Source organism: Bifidobacterium sp. POST2/T3 (B1), from assembly GCF_058197115.1.
The window spans coordinates 1-4969 of record NZ_JBVPQK010000201.1; the positions used below are offsets into that span (position 1 = coordinate 1).

Genomic DNA, 4969 nt, shown 5'->3' on the forward strand with positions numbered 1-4969 from the left:
TCCACGAGCTGAGACCTCCTAACACACGCACGGCCGCCATATGCGGCCGTTCACACCATTACAGGATAACCGGGACCGTAGTGAACCGCCAGACCTGGGCTTACGCTCTCTAAGGAATCCAGCCCGCCTCTTGACAAAAGCACTAATACGGACGATCGCCCGTCTCCCATAAGAGGGAAACGAGCGATCTTAGTCAACGTTTTTGAAAACGAATCGACCTCAGGCGGCCTCCTGGCCTCCGTGCTCCAGACTGGCCTTGACCAGACCAGTGAAGAGAGGGTGCGGCTTGGTGGGCCGAGACTTGAACTCCGGGTGGGCCTGGGTGCCCACATAGAAGGGGTGCTGATCCTGGGAGAGCTCCACGAACTCGGTCAGCTGCCCGTCCGGGCTGGTGCCCGAGATGTGCAGGCCGGCCTTATCCAGCCGCTCCTTGTAGGCCACGTTGACCTCATAGCGGTGGCGGTGGCGCTCGGAAATCTCGGTGGAGCCATAGAGCCGGGCCACCAGGGAGTCAGGCTTTAGCACTGCCGGGTAGGCACCCAGCCGCATGGTATGGCCCATGTCGCCATGGCCCGCCACGATGTCCTTCTGCTCCTCCATGGTGGCGATGACCGGGTTCTCGCAGTCAGGCTCGAACTCCGAAGAGTTCGCATCCTCCAGACCCAGGACGTGGCGGGCAAACTCGATGACCATGGACTGCAGACCCAGGCAGAGGCCCAGGGCGGGCAGGCCAGTCTCGCGGGCGTAGCGCAGGGCGCCGATCTTGCCCTCGATACCGCGGATGCCGAAGCCACCGGGGACCACAATGCCGTCCACGCCCTCCAGGGCCTTGCGGGCACCGTCCATGGTCTCACAGGTATCGGCGGCAACCAGCTTGACCTGGACCTGGGACCGGTTGGCGAAGCCGCCGGCCTTCAGCGCCTCGATAACCGACAGGTAAGCATCCGGCAAATCGATGTACTTGCCCACGATGGCAATGGCCACCTTGGTGCGCGGGTTGTGGACCCTATCCAACAGGTCCTCCCACTCGTTCCAGTCGACATCGTGGAAGGGCAGCCCCAGCTTGCGCACCACGTAGGTATCCAGGCCCTCCTTATAGAGGATCTTGGGCACGTCGTAGATGCTGGGCGCATCCACGCAGTTGACCACGCCCTCAGCATCCACGTCGCACATCAGGGAGATCTTGTCCTTGATGCCCTGGTTGAGTGGCCGGTCGGAGCGCAGCACCAGGGCATCAGGGGCGATGCCCAGCTGTCGCAGGGCCATGACCGAGTGCTGGGTGGGCTTGGTCTTGAGCTCGTGGGCGGCGGCCACGTAGGGAACCAGGGAAACATGGACAAACATGCAGTTGTCCGGGCCGATGTCCCGACGAACCTCGCGTGCGGCCTCCATGAAGGGCTGGGACTCGATGTCACCCACAGTCCCGCCGATCTCGGTGATGATCACGTCCACATCGTCGCTGGCCTGGGCCCGCATGCGGCTCTTGATCTCGTTGGTCACATGGGGAATGACCTGGACGCACTGGCCCAGGTACTCCCCCGCCCGCTCCTTGCGCAGAACGGACTGGTAAATCTGACCGGTGGTCACATTGGCCTTCTGGGAGAGGAAGACGTCGGTGAAACGCTCATAGTGGCCGATGTCCAGATCGGTTTCGGCCCCGTCCTCGGTCACGTAGACCTCGCCGTGTTGGAAGGGGTTCATGGTTCCCGGATCGACGTTGATGTATGGATCCAGCTTCTGTTGAAGAACGCGGATTCCACGGCTTCTCAGCAACCGGCCAAGAGAGGATGCGGTCAGTCCCTTGCCCAGTGAAGAGACCACGCCGCCGGTGACGAAAATGTGTTTGGTGATATGCCCTTGCGAATTTCCATGTTCTCTGACCATGGAACTTCAGCCTATCAGGCAGGAGCGACCAGAAACCGGCCAACACTCGAGGAGGAGGGACGAATTCAGGCACGCTTCAGATGCAGGTGGTCGGCCAGGTAGCGGCCGGTCACCGAATCCGTGTTGCGGGCCACTGATTCAGGGTCGCCCTGGGCCACGATTCTTCCCCCACGATCGCCACCGCCCGGGCCCATGTCGACCACATGGTCGGCGTTGGCGATCATGTCCAGATCGTGCTCGATAAAGACAACCGTGGCCCCCTTGCTGACCAGACGTTCCAGCACTCCGATCAGGACGCGCACATCCAAGGGATGCAGGCCGGTGGTGGGCTCGTCCAGGACGAACATGGAGCCATTCTGCCTGCGGCCCAGCTCGTTGGACAGCTTCAGCCGCTGGGCCTCCCCGCCAGACAGGGATGGGGTGTCCTCCCCCAGGGTCAGGTAGTCCAGGCCCAGGTCCTTCAGTGTCTGCAGGCCTCGGCGGATGGCTGTGTACTCACGGCCCTGTGCGAAGACCTCCAGGGCCCGGCCCACCTCCATGGCCAGCAGATCGGGCAGGCTCATCGGCTCCGGGTGTGACGGCGTGGACAGACGGTAGTGCTCGGCCTCCGGACGGTATCGACGACCATGGCAACTGGGGCAGGTGATGGGGATGTCCGGCAGGAACTGCACATCCAGGCTGATCTGGCCGGTGCCGTCGCACTGGGGACAGCGCAGCGATCCTGTGTTGTAGGAGAAAGCCGAGATGCCCAGCTTCTCCCTTTTCGCCTGGTCAGTGGCCGCGAAGAGGCGGCGCAGCCGGTCCATGAGCCCCGAGTAGGTGGCCACCGTGGAGCGCACGTTGATGCCAATGGGCGAGGAGTCCACCAGGCGAACCCTGTCTATGCCGGCCGGGTCCAGGCTGTGCACATGCTTGGGCATGGGGTCGCCCTGGATGCGGGCCTGCAGGGCCGGGACCAGGGACTCCAGGATCATGGTGGTCTTGCCGGAGCCGGATACGCCGGTCACTGCCGTCATACACCCTCGAGGAATGGCCAGGTCCAGCGGGTGGACCGTGTGAATGGGTCCTGACTGCATGCGGATCCACCCATTCCCTGCAGGCATGGGATGCCGGTCCCGTACCAAAACGGACTCGCGGCCATCCAAAAAACCGGCGATGCGTGAATCCTGATCAGCGGCGATTTTTTCAGGGGTCCCCTGGGCAAGTATCCTGCCGCCGCGCTCCCCTGCTCCGGGACCCATTTCGATCAGATAGTCGGCTGATTGCAGAACCTTGACGTCGTGGTCGACGAAAACCACCGAATTGCCGTCGGCCAGCAGGTCGCGCATGACCCCTATGAGCCCCTCTAGGTTGGCAGGATGCAGGCCGGTCGAGGGCTCATCCAGCACATAGAGCACGCCGGTGGTCTCGTTACGCACGGCCCTGGCCAACTGGGCCCGCTGCCGCTCCCCTGTGGACAGGGAGGCACTGGAGCGGTCCAGGGTCAGGTAGCTCAGTCCCAGCTGGATCAACCGCCTGCCCATCTCGTCCAGGGTCTTGCAGAGGGCAGAGGCCATGGGCCGCATGGGTTCGGGTAGCGTGGGCGGCAGCTTCCGACCCCAGTCCAGCACCTTATCCAGGGGCCATGAGGTGACCTCGGCCAGGTTGTCCCTGTTGATCTCGGGCAGACGCGCCCGCTGGTTGAGCCGGGTACCCTTGCAGTCCGGGCAGGTCCGTTCGGTCAGGAACTTGGCGACCTTGGCCAGGCGCTTGTCGTCGTTGGCCCTCTTGAGCTCCTCGGTCACCGTCAGCCGTGCATTGCGGAAGGTGAAGTCCAGCTCGTGGACACCCTTGATCGAAGTGATGGTGATGTGCTTCTTCTCGGCCGGCCCCTCGAAGACGATCTTCCGCTCCCGATCGGTCAGATCCCGCCAGGGCACGTCGGTGCGGACTCCGAATTCGCGAACGATGTCGGGCTGTACGTTGAAGCCGAAGGTCCGCCAGGGCACCACGGCCCCCTGGTCGATGGTCAGGCTGTCGTCGGGAACCAGGGTGGCGTCGTCCACCTCGCGCACCGTCCCGGTCCCCTGGCAGGTGGGGCAGGCTCCCAGGGAGTTGAAGGCCAGCTCCTCGGCGCTGGGAGGCTCCACCGTAGCGCCGCAGATCGGGCAGGTGATGGGCATCTCGGCCGCCACAGCCAGGGTGGGCTCCTGGCGATGGCCATTGGGGCAGACATGGCTGGCCAGCCGGGAGAACATCAGCCTGAGCACGTTAAGCAGCTCGGTGGCGGTGCCGAAGGTGGAGCGCATGCCGCCCACGCCCGGGCGTTGACGCAGGGCCAGTGCGGGGGGCAGGAAACGCACCGAGTCCACCTGTGGGCGCTGGGCCTGGGTCATCCGCCTCCTGGTGTAGGTGGACAGGGATTCCAGGTAGCGCCGGGAACCCTCGGCATAGAGGACCCCCAGAGCCAGGGAGGACTTGCCGGAGCCCGAGACACCGGCGATGCCCACCAGGTGATTCAAAGGAATGTCTACATCCAGATTGCGCAGGTTGTGGACCCTGGCGCCGCGGACAAGGATGGCCTTGGGCGGTGCGGGGAGTTTCCTGCCGGTCTCCCCGCTGTCACTCATGCGTTCTCCAGCAGGTGGGCCACAGCCTCCAGGGCCAGCCTGTAGCCGTAGAAACCCAAGCCGGTGATGGTGCCGGTTGCCACCGGCGAGATGACGCTGCGTCGGCGGAAGGCCTCCCGGGATGAAGGATTGGAAATATGGACCTCCATCAGCGGCAGCCCTGCCTGGGTGACCTGGACGGCGGCATCGGCAAGTCCATAGCTGTAGTGGGTGAAGGCGGCCGGGTTGAGTACCACCGCGCTGCCCTGGTCCACGGCCTGATGCATCCAGCGGATGACCTGGCCCTCGTCGTCCGATTGCAGCACCTGGACATCCAGACCCAGCTGCCGACCCCAGTCTTCGCAGTCCCGGGTCAGCGCCGCCAGATCCTGACGACCGTAGACATCAGGGTCGCGCACTCCCAGCCGACCCAGGTTGGGTCCGTTGACCACCAGAACCGTCTGCCTGCCCTTGTCGGCATCCGCCATCTGTCATTC

At 64.2% G+C, this 4969-nt stretch carries 3 protein-coding genes; all 3 read right to left on the reverse strand.

Going from position 1 to position 4969, the window contains the following annotated elements; genetic code table 11:
- Positions 1-219 precede the first annotated feature (219 nt).
- The 3 genes from pyrG to aroQ all read right to left on the reverse strand — a co-directional run bounded on the left by pyrG (position 220) and on the right by aroQ (position 4960).
- Positions 220-1884 carry a CTP synthase gene (gene pyrG / locus AC0AP0_RS08945; protein ID WP_198179751.1) on the reverse strand — a complete coding sequence of 555 codons (1665 nt, stop codon included), beginning with the start codon at positions 1882-1884 and terminating at the stop codon, positions 220-222.
- A 65-nt stretch (positions 1885-1949) separates the two neighbouring features.
- Positions 1950-4493, reverse strand: coding sequence for an excinuclease ABC subunit UvrA (locus AC0AP0_RS08950; protein ID WP_490430210.1), 2544 nt, complete (start codon positions 4491-4493; stop codon positions 1950-1952).
- On the reverse strand, positions 4490-4960 hold the full coding sequence (aroQ, locus tag AC0AP0_RS08955; protein ID WP_490430211.1) for a type II 3-dehydroquinate dehydratase: 471 nt from the start codon (positions 4958-4960) through the stop codon (positions 4490-4492). The genes AC0AP0_RS08950 and aroQ overlap by 4 nt, the downstream gene beginning before the upstream one ends.
- Positions 4961-4969: the final 9 nt, after the last annotated feature.

Coding starts and splice junctions, on each gene's coding strand:
- pyrG (WP_198179751.1), bottom strand. CDS start 1,884: ATGGTCAGAGAACATGGAAATTCGCAAGGGCATATCACCAAACACATT.
- AC0AP0_RS08950 (WP_490430210.1), bottom strand. CDS start 4,493: ATGAGTGACAGCGGGGAGACCGGCAGGAAACTCCCCGCACCGCCCAAG.
- aroQ (WP_490430211.1), bottom strand. CDS start 4,960: ATGGCGGATGCCGACAAGGGCAGGCAGACGGTTCTGGTGGTCAACGGA.